Source organism: Haloactinopolyspora sp. (assembly GCF_027324685.1).
In the GTDB taxonomy this organism is placed as follows: Bacteria; Actinomycetota; Actinomycetes; order Jiangellales; family Jiangellaceae; genus Haloactinopolyspora.
The window spans coordinates 23,805-40,617 of the sequence record NZ_DAHVSH010000146.1; the positions used below are offsets into that span (position 1 = coordinate 23,805).

The window sequence follows — 16,813 nt, forward strand, 5'->3', positions numbered from 1 at the left end:
CAGACACTAGTAGGCCGGACCCGCCCTCCGCTCGCCGAGTCGGCTACAACCAGGAACGAAGCTCCCACAGATCGGGGTAGTACCTCATGTCGAGCCGGCTACGCAGGTACGCCGCCCCGGAAGACCCCCCGGTGCCGGTCTTCGTCCCGATCATCCGCTCGACCATCGTCACGTGCCGCGCGCGCCAGTTGGCGGCGAGCTCGTCGTGCACCAGCAACGCTTCAGCCAGCTCCCAGACCTCGCCGTACGTCCCTCGGTCATGGGCGACGGCCCGCATCACCCGCCGGATGTCACCGTCGTCGGTGGCGAGACGATGATCGCGCAGGACGGCGAGGAAGGCGTCCCACAGCGTCGGCTCGGCCAGCCGTCGGCGCAGCCGAGCGGCCTCGGCCTCGGTCAGCCCGCGGAACCGCTGAACGAATGCCTCGTCCTTCGCTCCGGAGATGAACTCCAGCTCGCGGAACTGCACCGACTGGAAGCCGCTCGCGGGGGCGAGGCGGGCGCGGAACTCGAGAAAGTCCTGCGGGGTCATGGTCTCGAGCACGCCGATCTGTTCGACCAGCACCCGCTCGATCTCGTGGACCCGTTTGAGGACGTGACGAGCCCACCACAACCGCCCGGCGAACATGGCGTCACGTGCGGACTCGACTTCGTGCAGGAGCTGTTTGAACCAGAGCTCGTACACCTGATGGATGGTGATGAACAGCAGCTCGTCGTGAGCGTCGGTCTCGAGCCGCTGCTGATCGAGCAGCTGGTCGAGACGCAGGTAGGAGCCGTAGCTGAGCTTGGCGCCGTCCTCACCGAAATGTGCGGAGGGCGGCTGCGCAGGCTTGGCCACGGATTCAGTGTGGTTGTGTGTCACCGCACCAGGGTATGGGTCAAGATTGACCGTCATGGACCTGCATACGGAGCAACGCTACGACGCTGACCCGGCGGCCGTGTTCGCCATGCTCGTCGATGAGACGTTCATCGCGCGCAAGACAGCCGCCGCCAAGGCGCTGCGGCACAAGGCGACGGTGACGCGCACTGACGACCGCGCCACGATCGAGCTGACCCGCGTCATGCCGCCGGACGTTCCGGACTACGTCCGCCGCTTCGTCGGCGAGACGATCGACGTCAAGCAGGTCGACGTATGGGGACCCGCGGCTCCCGACGGCTCACGTCAAGGCACCATCAAGCTCGACATGGTGGGCGCCCCAGTGACCTGCAGCGGCACGATGACGCTGGCAACCGCGGACGGGAGGACCGTCGTTCGCATCGCGGCTGCCATCAAGGCCTCTGTGCCCCTGGTCGGCCGCAAGATCGAAAGCGCCGTACACCAGGGGCTGTCCGAAGCAGCCAAGATCGAAGAGCAAGTCGGCCGCGCGTGGCTGGCGGGCGAGCGCTAGCGCCCCGGCACCCCGCCGTCCAGCGCTCGCAGCGACACGTTGCGCTCCGCGGCGCCGGCCCGGCGTCCAGTCGACCGGGGCGCAGGAGTCTCGGCGACCTGCTGCCCCGGCGACGTCTCCGAGCTCTCGCGCTCGAGCAGCGCCTCGGCGAGCTCAGCCGGACCGGTCACAGCCATCGCCAGCGCCCGGCCCAGGTCGTCACGGTCGAGCGGCTCCTCCGCGGTGCGCCGCAGCCGGTCGGACAGATCGATGACCTTGTCCGCCGAGCCCAGCGTCGCCCGCGCGGAGGTGAGGTGGCTGCGCTGGAGCGGACGACCGGCGATCATCAGCGCGAGAGCCTCGGCGGTGTCGTTCCAGTCCGACTCCGGCGCCTGCTCCCCGATGAGGCCGGCGACACCGGTCATCACCCGATCGGATGCGGCCACGAGGCGCTCGGCCGTCTCGCTGTCGCTGTCGAGCGCAGCGAGACGCAGAGCTACTGCGGTCACCAACGCACCGTCAGCCGGGCTGCGGCGGGGCTGCGAGAGCAGCCGCACCGCTCGAGCTACATACGGCCTGGTAGACAGCCGATCATCCATCACGCTTGACACCTCGTGTTCACTTCTTCCTCGATCCGGGCAGTCACATCTGAGCGCGTTGCATGTGTGGGTACTCGTGTGTCACGGGGGGCACGAAGGTCTCCTTGACAGCTCGAGTACTGGTCCACCGTAGAAGATTCTGCACCGAACCGGCCTTGTCATTCGTCCCACTGGCCCGACTTCCACCGAATGGCTGCTGCCCGACGACCGAACCGGTGGGTTTGTCGTTGACGTAGAAATTGCCTGCGGCGAAGCGCAGCGCCTGGGTCGCCTGAGCGATGGCAGCACGGTCCTGAGCGATGACAGCGCCGGTCAGCGCGTAGTCGGAGACACCTTCCAACTGCGTGGTCACCGCGTCGAAGTCGGCGTCGTCGTACACGTGGACGGCGAGGATCGGCCCGAAGTACTCCGTGACGAACACGTCGTTCTCGGGGTCGGTGCATTCCATCACGGTAGGCCGGACGAACCAGCCTTCGCTGTCGTCGAGTACGCCGCCGGCCACGATGTCGACCGACGGGTCGGCCTTCGCGCGCTCGATGGCCGCGGAGTGCTTGGCGAAGGCGCGGTCGTCGATGACGGCACCGAGGAAGTTCGACAGATCGGTGACCGGGCCCATCGGCAACGACTCGGTCAGCGAGAGGAAGTCGTCGCGCATCCGCGCCCACACGCTGCGCGGCACATAGGCGCGCGAGGCGGCCGAGCACTTCTGCCCCTGGTACTCGAAGGCGCCGCGGACCAGCGCGGTGCGCAGGACGTCGACGTCGGCGCTGGGGTGCGCCAAGACGAAGTCCTTGCCGCCGGTCTCGCCGACGATACGCGGGTAGTTGCGGTAAGTCTCGATGTTCTCGCCGAGGGATCGCCACAACATGCGGAAGGTCGCAGCCGAACCGGTGAAGTGCAGCCCGGCGAGGTCGCGTTGGGCCAGCACGACCTCGGAGACCGCGCGGCCGTCACCCGGCAGCATGTTGATGACGCCGGGAGGCAGCCCGGCCGCTTCGAGCAGGCGCATCGTCAGATGCGCCGACAGCTGCTGGGTGGGGCTGGGCTTCCAGATCACAGTGTTGCCCATGAGCGCCGGTGCCGTCGGGAGGTTGCCCGCGATCGCGGTGAAGTTGAACGGCGTGATGGCGTAGACGAAGCCGTCGAGCGGACGGTGATCGAGCCGGTTCCAGATGCCCGGGGCGTGAGCAAGCGGCTGTTCGGCCAAGATGTCGCGGCCGAAGGACACGTTGAACCGCCAGAAGTCGATCAGCTCGCAGGCGGCGTCGATCTCGGCCTGGATCGCGGTCTTCGACTGTCCGAGCATGGTGGCGGCGTTGATGGTCTGGCGCCACGGGCCGGAGAGCAGTTCGGCTGCCTTGAGGAAGATCGCCGCGCGGTCGTCGAACGACAGCGCTCGCCATCCGGGCGCTGCCTGCCGGGCCGCTTCGACCGCGGCACGCGCGTCGTCGGCCCCGGCGGTGCCGAAAGTGCCCAGGACGTGCGCCCGCGCGTGGGGCTGGACGACGTCGACCTCAGGACCGCTGCCATACCTCTGCTCACCGCCGATGGTGCAGGTGAGCTCATGACGCTTGGCCGCGAGATCGGTCAGAGCGCGCTCGAGTTCGGCCCGTTCCGGAGACCCGGGCGCATAGGACAACACCGGCTCGTTGACCGGCGGTGGGACGTGGGTGACGGCATCGAAGGCACCAGGCGTGGGTTGCACGGTTCGACAGCTCCGATCATCGATCGTTGACATGTGTCGTCAGCTTGTGGCCGACTGATGCGCCCAGTATCCACTGTGCGCGGCGGTTGTTCGGACTCTGCTTCGGGCTCAATTGGCGTCGGCGCGACGGCGGGCGGTGTCCAGAGCCTCCGCGGAGGTCCGCATGGAGGTCTCCAGCACCTGCAGCCGGCGGCTGGTGTCCATGACGTTCGCGCCGATCGCTTCCAGATCCGCCGGGCCGGGCCCGAGGATCGTGACCTTCGTGCCCTCGGCGCGCAGCTTGCGCGCCTCGCGCACACAGCGTCGGGTACAGCGGACTCGCCATCGCCGTTCGAGCCGGGACAACCACGGCTTGGGCCGGTCGAGCACGAACGACACCATCGGCGCCACGACATACACCTCGTCGAGGCCCAGTCCGGCGAGCAGGTCGACCGACGTCGCCGAGCACGCCCCACCGTCGACGTAGCGATGCCCGTTGATCGGTACCGGCGCGAACCACCCGGGTATCGCACAGGAGGCCATGACGGCCTCGGACAGGCCCGCCGGAGGTGCGTCCGGGCGGCCGAAAGCCACCCGGCGACCGGTGTCGTAGTTCATCGCCACCACGGCCACACCCGGATGGGCACACCACTGACCGGCTGGCGTGACGGCCTCCACGAGCTCGCCGATGCCCTCCAACGAGCCGCGGCCGAGCGGAGTCAGCGCCGCCAGCACCGCCGTCGGCGGCATCTTGCGCAGCCGGCGAATGTTGCGGCGGATCATCGTCGGCGAGCCGAGGCCGAACCGGGGCCGCTGCGGATGCGACCCGCCGGTGGACTTGTCGTAGTCCCAGGGGTGATCGGCCAGCGGGCCCTCGACGGGGCGGCCGAGCTGATGATCACGCAACGTCGCGACGTCCACCCCGGATCCGATCAAGGCCGCGAGTACCGAGCCCGCGGACGTGCCGAGGATGTGGTCGAACGTCCGGACGTCGACGCCGGTGGCTTCCTCGACCGCGTTCAGCGCGCCGAGCATCCAGGCCGCGCCGAGGACTCCGCCGCCGCCGAGCACCAGCCCCCGTCGTGGCGTCGAGTCGTACGTCGGGTCCATACCGACCATCATGAGGCACCCCCAGGACCCTACGCATCAACTCGCCGCAGCCCGGGGCTTCACGACTGAGTGATCTCGAGATTCTCGAACACGGCGAGGCCGAGCACGGAGTCGGCGTGCGAACAGCACAGCACTCCGACGTCCTGCTGCTCGGCAACCGTGGGCACGTCGGCGTCACCGACGTCGTGCCATTGCACGCCGTCGAGACTGTAGGACGCGTGGAAGGTGCTCTGGCTGCGCTCCAGGCGTAGGTGTACCGGGTACGGAGTCGGGTTCAGCACCGTGCGTTCGACCGACTCCACGAGGCCGTTGCCGTCAGCGTCCCACAACAGCAACAAGCCGTTCTCAGGCTTGGCGACCAGCATCACGTAACCACCCGACCCGCCGGCGGCGGTGAGGTCGTTGCGGACCACCAAGCCCGCTCGCGCCTGGGGATCGCTGGGTTCCTGCTCGACCAGGGTCACCTGGGCGACGACGCCCGAGGTCGCCGCAGCCGGATGAAACACGGCCCCGTACTGGTCGTTGCCGGTCCACACGTCCCTGCCGTTGCTCAGGATCGCGAGTTGTTCGCCCAGCTGGCCGAAGTAGGCCTCGGTCGAGGCGGCGACCGACAGCGGCGGCTGGACCGGGTGGGAGACCGCGACGGGATGTTCATGCGTATACGAGCTCGGGTCCGGCTCGTCCGGCAACGTGAAGGCGACCGCGGCCGTCAGCGTCGACCGGTCGAGAGCGTTCTGCGGGGTGCCGGCCGTGACCGTCCACGTCACCTCGAACGACGCGCCGGGATCGAGCACCTCGACGCCCGTGGGCGACGCGGGCTGGACCGACCACGGTCCGGGCACGTCGATGGTGATCTCGACGTCGCGAACGGCCACGCCCTCGTCGTTGGTGTACGTCGTCGTCAGTTCGCCGCTCTCGCCGGCGGCGAACCCCGTCGGCCCGTCCACGACGAGCGGGCCGCGTCCGGGCGGCCAGGTCAGAATGGCCTGCTCGGCGCGCAGCCGACGGCGAAGCTCGGCGTAGGCGACGTCCTGCACGGCGCAGTCCTGCTCGAGCGCGACGTGGGCGGCCACGGCCGCAGCGTGGCCGATCGCCATGAAGACCGGTTCCATCCGCACCGAGCCGAAGGCGATGTGCGAAGCAGACACCGCACACGTCACCAGCAGGTTCGCGCACTCACCCCGCGCCGGTGTGATCGAACGGTACGAGACGCCGTACGGGCCGGCCGGCGGCACTTGCACGTCGCCCTCGTTGCGGGCGAACCCGTCGACGACCACACGCGCGCAATTGTGCGAGTCCATCGTGTACGACGCGAGAGCGATCGGGTCGGCAGCCTGCCGGTCCCATCGACAATCGTGCTCGGTGATCACGTAGTCGGAGACCATGCGGCGCCCTTCGCGGACGTAGAGTTCGTGTGACCAGCCCCCGGTCTCGGGGAACTCATCCGGGGCCAGCCCCCAGCCGTTGACCTCGTCGCGGATCTCTGCCGGAACCCTGGGGTCGTTGGCCAGGAACCACAGCAGGCCCTGCTGGTAGGTCACGTGGTCCTGGAACACCGCCTCCCGGGTGGCGTAGTCACCTTCGGGCCAGGCGTAGTTGCGCCCGATGTTGTCGGTACTGACCGCGCCATGATTGTTGAGGTCGGTCTTGCCGTTCGGCATGGTCGAATTGAGTCTCATCGCGTCCCAGACACCGGCCTGGATGTAGCGCAAGAGCAGTTCGTAGCGCGCGGGGTCATAACCGGCCGGGCGCGGGAACGGCCTGCGTTCGGGTGAGCGGGTCAGGCACAGCCGGAAGTTGTAGGCCTGGATCCGGTGGTCGCCTTCGCCCGGCGTGCCGGGCTCGGCGTTGCTGATGCCCTGCAGCAGACCGCTGGCCGGATCGCCGGGCACCACGTAGGGATCGATCTGGCGGAGAAACTGATGCCCGCTGCGGAATTGGACGCCGTTGATCGTTTCGCCGTAGGTGTCGTTCGACTCGCGGCCCACGGTGAACGACACCCCTGCTGCCGCCAGCAGATCACCCTCGTACGAGGCGTCGATGAACATGTCGGCCATGAACACCTTGGCGTTCTCGGTCCGGAGCACGTGGATGCGCTCGCCCACCGTGCGCACGCTCGCCAGCCGGTGCTCGGTGAACACCTGCACCCCGGCTTCGGCGACCCACTGCTCGAACACCGCCGCTGCGACGTGCGGTTCGAAGGCGAAGGCGTCATCGCGGCCGTAGTGCTGGCCGAGGCGCCGGTAGAATTCGCGGCTGAGTCCACCGATCGCGTCGATCTTGCCGGTGTCGGTCGCGCCGAGCCCGGCTGCGGTGACTCCGCCGAGATGCCGCCCGAACACGACCAAGGCCACGGTGAGCCCGGCTTGGGCTGCCCGGACGGCGGCCACGACGCCGGCCGAGGTTCCTCCGTACACGCAGACGTCGGTGCGCACGATGCCCGGGTCGCGAGGCACCGGGTAGTAGTACCGAAGTCCCGGGTTGGTGTCGGCCGAATGAGCGGCCCGCTCTGCCGCCGAGGCGCCGACGCCCGGCCACCAGGCGATGGCGGCGCCTCCGGCGAGCACGGTGCGCCGGGTCACGCGTCCACGAGACATACCGAACCTCCACGTTGTCGTGCGGGACACCGGAAACGCGCGCTGAAGGCTCGAGACGTGGTGCCCGGCATGGACGATTCGACATGTCGTTGCAGCGAAGATTACTCAGCTCGACTTGTGGAGGAAAGGTCTGATCCACCGGAAGATCGACAATTCATCACATCCATGCCGAAACACGGGCCATGGACTCGGCCGTGGGGCTTGCCCACTACGGCGGGCAACCAGGCCCCCGCTGAGCAGCTGTTGATCGCAGCCCGTCAGCGAGCTTCGATCGGCGTCTAGCAGCGAACCGACCGACTGGAAGGCACTGATGGCTGAAAGCGCCGAGCCCATCGGCTCATCCGAACCTGCTGCCAAGGTGCGGCGGCTGCCAGTGCCGGTCAGCTTGCCGCCGTACGACGACGAAACCGGCGCGGTCGGGCACCACGGCGTCGGGCACCGCGATGTCGGGCACCACGATGTCGGGCACCACGGCGTCGGGCACCACGGCGCGGCGCCGGCCGAGCCCGCTCGCCCGGCTCTGCGCCTGGTCGATGCCGCCGGCGAGCCCACCGCTGTCACCCCTGCCGTCACCCCTGCCATTGCCCCTGCCGTTGTCTCTGGACTGCCCGACCCGCGGCGCTGGGTGGCCAAGCTGTCGCAGGCCGCTCTCGAGTGCCTCTACGGTCAGCGACCCGTCCAGCAGCTGACCCGCTGGACCGACGAAGCCGTCTACGCGGCCTTGGCCCGCCGGGTCGGGCGTCGGCAGGCGCGCTCGGCGATTCGGCCACGGATTCGGGCCGTTCGGGTCTGCCAAGTCAGCGCCACTGTCATCGAAGCGACGTCGATCTCGCAGCTCGGAGCGCAGACCCAAGCACTGGCCGTGCGGTTGGAAGCCGACGGCCAGCGCTGGGTGTGTACGGCGTTCGAGCTCGTCGAGCGGCCCCGGGCCGTCAGCCGTTGAGCCACACCTGTTCGAAGGCTGCGGCGTAGCCGGACTGTCCGGCGACGGTCGGATGGAAGGAGTTGCTCACGAAACCGGCGACGACCTCCCATTGCTGCTCGTACGACGCCGACGGGCCGGGCCCGGCCGTCGAGCCGTCCGCAGCAGCCCACGGCCAAGAGATCTTCAAGCCGTACAGCCAGTCGTCAGCGCCATTGGCACAGGCCTCGTGGCCGTCGAACCCCTGCTCGAGCTCCGTCGCCGCCGATCGCACGCCGGCCGCGCTCGCCGCGGCGTCGATCGCGTCGTTCAGCGCGACCCCCAGCCGCCGGATCATCTGCCGTTCGGCAGTCGACAGCAGACCGGTCAGCGCAGCGCAGTCCGAGCGCACGGCCGGGTCGGGCACCAGCATCGGATACCCGCCGACGATCACCTCGTCGCCCGGCGCTGCGGCTTGAATGGAGGTGTACACGTCCACGAGCGGATCGTGCAGGGCATCGATGCGTTGGGTGATCACCGCCTCGCGGTCCAGACACGACACGAACGGCGTCAGGCAGTTGATCAGCTCATCGGCGAATCCCACGTCGTTGCCGCCGACCGTCAGGGTGATCAGTCGTCCGCCGGACTCCCCCGGCAGTTCGGCCAGCTGCTCGATCTGGGCGCGGACCTCGGGTATCTGCGCGCCGGAACAGGCCAGCAACGTGCGGTCGGTCACCGCCTCGCCGAAGATGATGTTTCCCCAGGCGCGCGGCGTGCGGTCGCAGTCGTCCTGGTAGTCCCCGGCGCCGAGGCCGGAGGAATAGGAATCACCGAGCGCGATGACCGCGTCGGGTGCGGCGGACACGGCGGTGACCTCCTGGCCAGCCGCGGCCTGGGGTTCGGCGTCGGTCGCCGCGCTCGCCGGTGCGGCTGCGCCGGTGGCGACGACGAGGGCCGCCACGATGAACGTGACGGCCCTGGTGAAGGTACGAGTCCGGTGGCGTTGCCAGGTGCGAAGTCGGGGTGTGCGGGGATGGTGAGCTGATCGGTGTGCCATGGGCGATGCGCGGCCGCGGCCGCTCCTCCGTCCGCTGTCCGAGACTCTCGTCGAGCACCAATACTTTCGGTAAACTCAACCGTCACAACGGACGATAGCGGACGGAAGCGACGTACGGACCACTTTCCAGCAACAAATGATCAGTCGCCCGGCCGACCCGCGGCCGGACGATCGATCACGTCTTCAGCTGGCTGATTGCTCCTGGTCGACGCGGTTCTTCGGGTCGCCATGGCAGCGCTTGAACTTCTTACCCGAGCCGCACGGACACAGCGCGTTGCGCGACACATTGCTGAAGTCGATCTCCTCAGCCTCGCCCGCGCTCGCCGCATGGGCGCCGCGCTGACCATCTGGCCCAGAGGCCACCGGGCGTGGAGCGCTGCGCTCCACCCGGCGTTGCACGCCGGCGTCGCCGTCCACCGTGGGCGCGGTGTACTGCAGCTGCCGCGGGCGCTGATCGCCGATCAACCCCTTGGCCTCGAGCAGCGGAGCGCCGGGAGCCTCAGAGCCCGCCGCCTCTTCGTCGGGCTTCTGCTTGACCTGCACCTCGAGGTTGAAGAGCAGACCGACGGACTCCTCCTTGATGCCCTCCATCATCGCCGCGAACAGGTCGAACCCCTCACGCTGGTACTCCACCAACGGCTGCTTCTGCGCGAACGCGCGCAGACCGATGCCCTCACGCAGGTAGTCCATCTCGTACAGGTGCTCGCGCCACTTGCGGTCCAGCACCGTCAACAGCACCCGACGCTCCAGCTCACGCATGACGTCCGAGCCCAGCTCCTGCTCGCGCCGGGCGTAGGCGGCTCGGGCATCTGCGACGAGATGCTCGATCAGGGCGGGGGCGTGCAGCTTGTCGCGGCCGCCCACCCGCTGTTCGAGCTCTTCGACCGTCACACCCACCGGGTACAGCGTCTGCAGCGCCGTCCAGAGCTGATCGAGATCCCACGTCTCGGGATAGCCCTCGGCCGTGGCACCCTGCACGTAGGCCGTGACCGCATCGTCGATCATGGCCATGATCTGATCGTGCAGGTCCTCGCCTTCGAGCACGCGGCGGCGCTCATCGTAGATGACTTGCCGCTGCCGGTTGAGGACGTCGTCGTACTTCAAGACGTCCTTGCGCATCTCGAAGTTCTGCGCCTCACGCTGGGTCTGCGCACTCTTCACGGCGTTGCTGACGCGCTTGTGCGAGATCGGGACGTCGTCGGGCTGGTTGAACGTCCGCATGATCATCTCGACCCATTCGCTCTTGAACAACCTCATGAGGTCGTCCTCGAGCGAGAGGTAGAACCGCGACTCACCAGGGTCGCCCTGCCGACCGGACCGACCACGCAGCTGGTTGTCGATCCGGCGCGACTCGTGTCGCTCGGTGCCGAGCACATACAGCCCGCCAAGCTTGCGGACCTCTTCGCGCTCGGCGGCGACCTGCGCCTCGAGCTTCTCGAGCACCGCACTTTCGGCGGCGTTGTACTCCTCGGGGTTCTCCACCGGGTCGAGGCCCCGCTGCTTCAGCTCGGCCTGGGCCATGAACTCGTGGTTGCCGCCGAGCATGATGTCGGTACCGCGACCGGCCATGTTCGTCGCGACGGTCACGGCTCCCTTCCGCCCGGCCTGCGCGACGATCGCCGCCTCGCGGTCGTGTTGCTTGGCGTTGAGCACCTCGTGCGGCACGCCGCGCTTGCGCAGCAGCTGGGACAGCCGCTCGGACTTCTCGACGCTGGTGGTGCCCACCAGCACCGGCTGGCCCTTCTCATGCCGGCTCACGAGGTCTTCGACGACCGCGTTGAACTTGGCTTCCTCGGTGCGGTAGATGACGTCGTCCTGGTCGATGCGGGCCAGCGGCCGGTTCGGCGGAATGGGCACGACGCCCAGGCCGTAGATCTTGTCGAACTCGCTGGCCTCGGTCATGGCCGTACCGGTCATGCCGGACAACTTCTCGTACAGGCGGAAGAAGTTCTGCAGGGTGATCGTCGCGAGGGTCTGGTTCTCCTGCTTGATCTCCACCCCTTCCTTCGCTTCGACCGCCTGGTGCATGCCCTCGTTGTAGCGCCGCCCGCCGAGGATGCGGCCGGTGTGCTCGTCGACGATCAGCACCTCGCCGTCCTTGACGACGTACTCCTTGTCCCTGCGGTACAGCTCCTTGGCCTTGATGGCGTTGTTGAGGAACTGGATCAGCGGCGTGTTGGCGCTCTCGTAGAGGTTGTCGATACCAAGCCAGTCCTCGACGCGCTCGATGCCCGGCTCCAGGATGCCGACCGTTCGCTTCTTCTCGTCGACCTCGTAGTCGGTGTCGCGGCGCAACCGTTCGGCGACCTTCGCGAACTCGCTGTACCACCGGGTCGGCTGGTCGGCGGGGCCGGAGATGATCAACGGTGTACGGGCCTCGTCGATCAGGATGGAGTCGACCTCGTCCACGATGACGTAGTGGTGCCCGCGCTGGACCCGGTCTTCGGCCCGCTGGGCCATGTTGTCGCGCAGGTAGTCGAAGCCGAACTCGTTGTTGGTGCCGTATGTGATGTCGGCCGCGTACGCCTGGCGGCGCTGGGGGGGCGTCATTCCGCTGAGGATGACGTCGACCTCGAGGCCCAGGAAGCGGTGGACCCGCCCCATCCATTCGGCGTGGTAGCGGGCCAGGTAGTCGTTGACGGTGACGATGTGTACGCCGCGACCGGACAACGCGTTCAGGTAGGCCGGCAGGGTCGCGACCAAGGTCTTACCCTCACCGGTCTTCATCTCGGCGATGTTGCCCATGTGCAGGGCAGCGCCACCCATGAGCTGCACGTCGAAGTGCCGCTGGCCGAGCACGCGTACGGCCGCCTCGCGAACCGTCGCGAAAGCCTCGGGAAGCAGCGAGTCGAGCGACTCACCGGCGTCGATACGCTCCCGGAACTCGTCGGTCATCGCGCGCAGCTCGTCGTCGGACAACGACGTGAAGTCCTCTTCGATGCTGTTGATCTGGTCCACGATCGCTTGAAGGCGCTTGAGGATCTTGCCTTCCCCGGCGCGGAGGATCTTGTCGAGCAGAACTGGCACGCGGGTCAACTCCTAGACAGCGGGCATGGTGCGACGCAGGTTCGCGTTTCAGTGGGGCCACGTCGAGACGTCGCTCCGAGGAAACCATGGTACGTCGGTCGTGGCAAAGGTCACGGGTCGACCAATCGGGCCGGTGACCGGCAGGATACTCGTGATGCAACCGTTCGAGCTCCGCGGTTCCGGAATCCTGCTCGCCGTACCGACGGCAGAAGACGTCGACCGGGTGACCGCCATCTGCCAGGACCCCGAAGTCCTGCGTTGGACCACCTTGCCCATGCCCTACCGGCGCGAGCACGCCGAAGGGTTCATCGAGGACCACGTCCCCAGCGGGTGGGCCGAGGAGCGTGAGCTCACCTGGGCGATCCGCGACCCGGCCGACCGAGCGGTGCTCGGCCTGATCGGTCTGCGCCTGCCCGGCAACGGCCGCGGCGAGGTCGGCTTCATGTTGGCTGAGGAAGCGCGTGGCCGCAACGTGATGTCACGGGCGCTGCGCCTGGTGGCCGAGTTCGGCTTCGCCGACGAAGGGCTGCAACTCTCTCACCTCGGCTGGCAAGGTTTCGTCGGCAACTGGGCCTCACGCCGGGTCGCCTGGGCCACCGGTTTCCGGATGGAGGGTCGCATCCGCGGAGGGCTCGCACAGCGTGGCGAGCGTCGAGACGTCTGGGTCGCCACGCTCGCCGCCGGCGAACCGATGAAGCCGGCGACACCGTGGCTGGCCACGCCGACGTTGAGCAGTGATCGTGTGCTGCTTCGCCGGTTCACCCGGTCCGACGCCGACGCCGTGGTCGAAGCGTGCAACGACCCCGAGACCCAGCACTGGCTCGGCGGGCTGCCGTCGCCGTACACCCGGGAGATCGCACTGCGATACATCGACGACCGCGAGGAGGAAGCTGCGGCGGGACGAGGGGTGTCGTGGGCCGCCACCCTGCCTGACGGTGGCCCGGCCGTGGGCTCGTTCTCGCTCATGGGCCTGCACTCGCACGACGGCGGCGCCGAGGTGGGGTACTGGATGCACCCAGCCGCCCGCGGCAACGGCCTGGCCACGACCGCCGTACGCATGCTGGCCAGGCACGCCTTCACCCCCGAGGAACACGGCGGGCTCGGCTTGCGCCGACTGGTCGTCGCCCACGTGAGCGGCAACGACGCCTCGCGCAAGGTCATCGAACGAGCCGGATTCACCCCGTGCGGCGTGGAACGCGCCGGCGATCGGATCCGCGGCGGCACCATCGTCGACCTGCACTGGTACGACTTGCTCAGCGATGACATGCGGTGAGGGACCGATTCCGAGCGGCCGTGAAGATCGTCGTGGGACCTACACCTGATCCCCAGCGGCCGTGAAGATCGTCGTGGGACCAACGCCCGATCTGCGGTCGTGAAGATCGTCGTGGGACCAACAGCCGACCTACACCGCACCGAACCCCACGACGATCATCACGACCCCGATCCCAGCCGCTCCCGGCTCAGAAGCGTGCTGGCCGCTGCCCTCGCGGGGTTGTCGAAGAGGTAGTCGACGAGGTGCGCCGAGACGGCGGTGAGCCCCTCACACCCGCTTGCGTACGGCGGTCGTCAGCGCAGGGGCGAGATCGCCGCGGCCGTTGACGACCACGTCGTCGAGGCTCATCCACTGCGCCATGGCGCTCAGCTCGGCAGCGAGCTCATCAGCGGTCTCAACCGGTGCGTCCGGCTCGGCCCACGCCGCCTGGACCCGCAAGATGCGCGCCTGTCGGTCGGCTTTGAGGTCGACCCGGCCCACGAGCCGGTCGCCGAGCAGGAACGGCAGCACGTAGTAGCCGTGCACTCGCCGGGCGGCCGGGATGTAGATCTCCAGGCGGTAGCGGAAGTCGAACAACGCGTGCGCACGCGAGCGCTCCCACACCAGGGAGTCGAACGGGCTCAACAGCGCACGAGCGTTGACTCGACGTGGCACGCGTGCATCGCGGTGCAGATAGGCCTGCCGCTTCCACCCGTCGACGGTGACCGGTACCAGTTCGCCGGCGTCGACGAGTTCGTGCACGGCGGTGCGGGCAGGCTCCACCTCGAGCCGGAAGTAGTCGCGTAAGCACGGCAGCGACGCCACGCCGTGTGCCCGCGCCGCGATCCGGATCAGCTCGCGGTGCGCCTCGGCGGGGCTGGGCGTCGGTGCGGCCACGACCTCAGGCGGCAGCACGCGTTCGGGAAGGTCGTAGGTACGCGCGAATGCGGTGTCGCGACCGGCCGAGGTGATCCGACCGGCCCAGAACAAGTACTCCAGGGCGCGCTTGACCTGCGACCAATTCCATCCCCAGCCCGACGTCGGACGCGGAGCGTCGTGTTCGATCTGCGCTGCGGTGACCGGCCCGAGACGTTTGACCTCCTCGAGCACCCAGTCCACGAACTCAGGCCGCTCGTTGGCGATTTGAACCATCCCGCCCCACGCCTCACTGGACGCACGGGCCATCCGCCAGCGCAGCAGCGGGTGGTACTGCACCGGAAGCAGAGAAGCCTCGTGCGCCCAGTATTCGAACAGCAACCGGGGCGACCGGGTGGACGCCCGGTCCAGCAGATCATGCGGGTAGGCGCCCACCCTGGAGAACAACGGCAGGTAATGCGAACGCGACAGGACATTGACCGAGTCGATCTGGATCACACCGACACGGTCGATCACCCGGCGGAGGGCTCGGCGGTCCGGCCGAGCGGGACGGGGATCCGCGAACCCTTGGGCCGCTAGCGCGACCCGGCGGGCAGCCGGGCGGGAGAGCCTTTCACGTGGCGCCATGGGCGGAAGTTACCAACCCGCACCGACAACTTCCGGCTCCGGCCGTCGTTGGTTGCCGCCCGCCGGCACACAGGCGGCTACACGTCGAGGCGGATCACGCCGTAGTCGTAGCCGCGGCGGCGATAGACCACACTCGGCATCTTCGTCTCGGAGTCGACGAACATGTAGAAGTCGTGTCCGACCAGCTCCATCTCGTACAGGGCCTGGTCGAGCGTCATCGGGCTGGTCCGGTGGGTCTTTTCCCGTACCACCATCGGACCCCGCTCCTGCACCGCTTCGTCCGGCTTCTCCTCGGTCAGCGCTCCAACGCCTCCAGCGGAGGACGTCGACGCTGGCATTTGCGCCGGTACGGGCGACGACGTCGGCGCGCCATCGAGATGGGCTGTAGCGGCAGCCACCGACATGGGTGTGCGAGAGCCATGGTGGACTCGGCGCCGATCGGCGGCCTTACGCATGCGGGCCAGGAGCCGGTCGGTCGCCAGATCGAGCGCGGCATACCGATCGGCTGCCGCGGCTTCTGCTCTGATGACTGGTCCCTTGGAGTGAACCGTCAACTCGACCCGGTCGGAACGGTCAGCCAGTCGCGGGTTGGACTCGGCGGTGACCTCGACGTCGATTCGAATGACCTTGTGGTCGAGCTTCTCCAGTTTCGCGAGCTTCTCGGACACATGAGTCCGGAACCGCTCTGGCACGGACGTGTGACGTCCCTTGACGACGATATCCACTCGGAACCTCCCGGTCAGATGGTCGAGGGCAGACACCCGGGGGACCCCCGCGACCGGGGCTTGGCACCCCGGTCTTCCTCTACGATCCGAGGGCGGGTGAGGGGTGCCATGCTTCAAACGTTAGCCGTTCGTTGCGCCTCATACACGTCGATCTCGTCGAATCGTCACTTCGCCATGGCAATGGCGGCAACACCGCACGGCACGGTTCCCGCCGCGCGCAAGGCTCGCGCGGCTTCGCGGACGCTGGCCCCCGTCGTGACGACGTCGTCGACCACCACGACGCAGCGGTCCTGGAGCAGCCTGAGCGCCGGACGGCGTACCGCCATGGCGTCGACCAGGTTCTGCTCCCGCGCGGCTCGCCCCAGTCCGCCCTGGTCACCGACCCGTCGTACGTGGCGCAGTCCACGCACCAGGTGAGCATCCTGGCCGGACTTGCGCAGTGTCCGGGCTGCCCGCCGTGCGGTGCGTGCGGTGGCGTCCTGGCCGCGGCGGCGTACGGCTGCTCGAGCGGATGGCACCGTGACCAGTGCCAGCTCACGGCCGAGGCCGTGCGTGCAGCCGCCGGCCTCGGCGATCAGCGCGGTGACGGCGACGGCGAGGGAGTCGCCCAGCGGCGCCGCTAGTGGCAGCCGGCCGTGATCTTTGTGCCCGATCACGACAGCGCCGACGTCGCGGTAGTCCGCGGCAGCAGCCAGGGCGAGCTCTGGGGCTTCCGGCACCGTCGAGATCACCCTGGCCGGACCGGCGAGCATGTCCCGGCACGGTGAGCACAGCAGGCCCGGATGCTCGCCGCAGCCTGCGCAGGTGCTGCCGAGGGCGAGGTCGGCGGCGGAACGGGCCAACGCGGTGACGGCGGGGTGCAGGTGCATGGGTGCATGGTGACGCACTGTGGCCTCAGGATGGCGGCACCACTAGGTGTTGTGCTGCATCACCAGGCGTGCACGGGTGCTGGGGCAGGGAGTTGGGTGCTGAACATGATCATTCAAGAGAC

13 protein-coding genes are annotated in these 16,813 nt (G+C 68.4%); 3 read left to right on the forward strand and 10 right to left on the reverse strand.

Annotated features, from left to right (window positions below; all coding sequences use genetic code 11):
* Positions 1-43: 43 nt before the first annotated feature.
* Positions 44-838 (reverse strand): tryptophan 2,3-dioxygenase family protein, encoded by a 795-nt coding sequence (locus tag M6444_RS16140; protein ID WP_298329592.1) that lies wholly within the window; start codon positions 836-838, stop codon positions 44-46.
* 55 nt (positions 839-893) lie between these two features.
* On the opposite strand from M6444_RS16140, the gene M6444_RS16145 reads away from it, so the two are divergent.
* Positions 894-1,388 carry a DUF2505 domain-containing protein gene (locus M6444_RS16145; RefSeq protein ID WP_298329595.1) on the forward strand — a complete coding sequence of 165 codons (495 nt, stop codon included), beginning with the start codon at positions 894-896 and terminating at the stop codon, positions 1,386-1,388.
* Here M6444_RS16145 and M6444_RS16150 read toward each other — a convergent pair.
* The 4 genes from M6444_RS16150 to M6444_RS16165 all read right to left on the reverse strand — a co-directional run bounded on the left by M6444_RS16150 (position 1,385) and on the right by M6444_RS16165 (position 7,357).
* The gene (locus M6444_RS16150; protein WP_298329598.1) at positions 1,385-1,876 is read right to left on the reverse strand and encodes a hypothetical protein; all 492 of its coding nucleotides are present in this window, start codon (positions 1,874-1,876) and stop codon (positions 1,385-1,387) included. The two genes, M6444_RS16145 and M6444_RS16150, sit on opposite strands and share 4 nt — an antisense overlap.
* Positions 1,877-2,009: 133 nt before the next feature.
* The gene (pruA, locus tag M6444_RS16155) at positions 2,010-3,671 is read right to left on the reverse strand and encodes an L-glutamate gamma-semialdehyde dehydrogenase (protein ID WP_298329601.1); all 1,662 of its coding nucleotides are present in this window, start codon (positions 3,669-3,671) and stop codon (positions 2,010-2,012) included.
* A 108-nt stretch (positions 3,672-3,779) separates the two neighbouring features.
* Complete coding sequence (locus M6444_RS16160) at positions 3,780-4,760, reverse strand: patatin-like phospholipase family protein (RefSeq protein ID WP_298329604.1); 981 nt, start codon at positions 4,758-4,760, stop codon at positions 3,780-3,782.
* A 59-nt stretch (positions 4,761-4,819) separates the two neighbouring features.
* Positions 4,820-7,357, reverse strand: coding sequence for an FAD-dependent oxidoreductase (locus M6444_RS16165; RefSeq protein ID WP_298329607.1), 2,538 nt, complete (start codon positions 7,355-7,357; stop codon positions 4,820-4,822).
* Between the two features lie 310 nt (positions 7,358-7,667).
* Here M6444_RS16165 and M6444_RS16170 point away from each other — a divergent pair, with 310 nt between their 5' ends.
* Positions 7,668-8,300 (forward strand): Rv3235 family protein, encoded by a 633-nt coding sequence (locus M6444_RS16170; RefSeq protein WP_298329609.1) that lies wholly within the window; start codon positions 7,668-7,670, stop codon positions 8,298-8,300.
* On the opposite strand, the gene M6444_RS16175 is transcribed toward M6444_RS16170, so the two are convergent.
* Together M6444_RS16175 and secA are read right to left on the reverse strand one after the other, a co-directional pair.
* A complete protein-coding gene (locus tag M6444_RS16175; RefSeq protein ID WP_298329611.1) occupies positions 8,290-9,219 on the reverse strand; it encodes an SGNH/GDSL hydrolase family protein in 930 nt (309 codons plus the stop codon). The two genes, M6444_RS16170 and M6444_RS16175, sit on opposite strands and share 11 nt — an antisense overlap.
* Before the next feature lie 279 nt (positions 9,220-9,498).
* Positions 9,499-12,342 (reverse strand): preprotein translocase subunit SecA, encoded by a 2,844-nt coding sequence (secA, locus tag M6444_RS16180; RefSeq protein ID WP_298329612.1) that lies wholly within the window; start codon positions 12,340-12,342, stop codon positions 9,499-9,501.
* Positions 12,343-12,496: 154 nt separating this feature from the next.
* Here secA and M6444_RS16185 point away from each other — a divergent pair, with 154 nt between their 5' ends.
* Positions 12,497-13,615 carry a GNAT family N-acetyltransferase gene (locus M6444_RS16185; RefSeq protein ID WP_298329708.1) on the forward strand — a complete coding sequence of 373 codons (1,119 nt, stop codon included), beginning with the start codon at positions 12,497-12,499 and terminating at the stop codon, positions 13,613-13,615.
* Positions 13,616-13,882: 267 nt separating this feature from the next.
* On the opposite strand, the gene M6444_RS16190 is transcribed toward M6444_RS16185, so the two are convergent.
* The 3 genes from M6444_RS16190 to M6444_RS16200 all read right to left on the reverse strand — a co-directional run bounded on the left by M6444_RS16190 (position 13,883) and on the right by M6444_RS16200 (position 16,691).
* On the reverse strand, positions 13,883-15,097 hold the full coding sequence (locus M6444_RS16190) for a crosslink repair DNA glycosylase YcaQ family protein (protein ID WP_298329614.1): 1,215 nt from the start codon (positions 15,095-15,097) through the stop codon (positions 13,883-13,885).
* Between the two features lie 77 nt (positions 15,098-15,174).
* Positions 15,175-15,822, reverse strand: a complete 648-nt coding sequence (gene raiA, locus M6444_RS16195; protein ID WP_298329617.1) for a ribosome-associated translation inhibitor RaiA — start codon at positions 15,820-15,822, stop codon at positions 15,175-15,177.
* A gap of 164 nt (positions 15,823-15,986) precedes the next feature.
* Positions 15,987-16,691, reverse strand: a complete 705-nt coding sequence (locus tag M6444_RS16200; RefSeq protein WP_298329620.1) for a phosphoribosyltransferase family protein — start codon at positions 16,689-16,691, stop codon at positions 15,987-15,989.
* Between the last annotated feature and the right edge of the window lie 122 nt (positions 16,692-16,813).

Coding starts and splice junctions, on each gene's coding strand:
- M6444_RS16185 (WP_298329708.1), top strand. CDS start 12,497: ATGCAACCGTTCGAGCTCCGCGGTTCCGGAATCCTGCTCGCCGTACCG.
- M6444_RS16160 (WP_298329604.1), bottom strand. CDS start 4,760: ATGGACCCGACGTACGACTCGACGCCACGACGGGGGCTGGTGCTCGGC.
- M6444_RS16145 (WP_298329595.1), top strand. CDS start 894: ATGGACCTGCATACGGAGCAACGCTACGACGCTGACCCGGCGGCCGTG.
- M6444_RS16165 (WP_298329607.1), bottom strand. CDS start 7,357: ATGTCTCGTGGACGCGTGACCCGGCGCACCGTGCTCGCCGGAGGCGCC.
- M6444_RS16200 (WP_298329620.1), bottom strand. CDS start 16,691: ATGCACCTGCACCCCGCCGTCACCGCGTTGGCCCGTTCCGCCGCCGAC.
- M6444_RS16190 (WP_298329614.1), bottom strand. CDS start 15,097: ATGGCGCCACGTGAAAGGCTCTCCCGCCCGGCTGCCCGCCGGGTCGCG.
- M6444_RS16170 (WP_298329609.1), top strand. CDS start 7,668: ATGGCTGAAAGCGCCGAGCCCATCGGCTCATCCGAACCTGCTGCCAAG.